The sequence below is a fragment of the Oleiphilus sp. HI0080 genome (assembly GCF_001635135.1).
The window spans coordinates 1-631 of the sequence record NZ_LWFU01000152.1 but is presented as its reverse complement, the minus strand read 5'-3'; the positions used below and the strand labels follow the sequence as shown (position 1 = coordinate 631).

Genomic DNA, 631 nt, shown 5'->3' with positions numbered 1-631 from the left:
TAAGGCGTCTTCCACATCTTCTTTACCTTTGAATGTTAATCCGAAATCTTCTACAAAGCGCTGTATGGCTTTTTCCAGATCCGGAACGGCGATTGCGATATGGTCTAGTCCTGTAATCATCTTTGTTTCCAGCTTTTATCCAAGAGCAATTAATTTAAATGCGATCAATAAATACTGAACAGGCCTGTGTTTTAATTTTGGCTATCTGCTCATCGCTTAAGGTTTCAATTTTTTCATCCGGAACAATCTTAAAGATCGGTTGTCCTTTTTTGATGATCTCTCCATCGTTCTCAATCAAGCATTTTTCGATCACACCAGAAAACGGTGCATTGACCTTGTTGAACATCTTCATGACTTCAACAATGAAGAGCGGTTCGCCCGCCTCAAAGTGATCCCCCTCTTTAATGAACGTGTCCATGTCGGGCGCTTCGCGTGAATAATACATTCCGCCCGAAGGCGCGAGAATCTCATCGCTCTTAGCTTGCGGCGGCGGTACCAGTACTTTTGCCATCGCTGTTTGTTACTCTGAGTCCCCCAGCGTGTCGGGTATATGGATGGTGAGGTCTCAGTTGACACTCCGGTTCTAATACTCCGTGCTGTAAGCAACATGCGCTAACAAAAGTAGTACTTC

1 protein-coding gene is annotated in these 631 nt (G+C 44.4%); it reads right to left on the bottom strand.

The features are described 5' to 3' along the window. Window positions 1–154: 154 nt before the first annotated feature. The gene (locus tag A3751_RS01785) at window positions 155–511 is read right to left on the bottom strand and encodes an acetyl-CoA carboxylase biotin carboxyl carrier protein subunit (protein ID WP_068451470.1); all 357 of its coding nucleotides are present in this window, start codon (window positions 509–511) and stop codon (window positions 155–157) included. Between the last annotated feature and the right edge of the window lie 120 nt (window positions 512–631).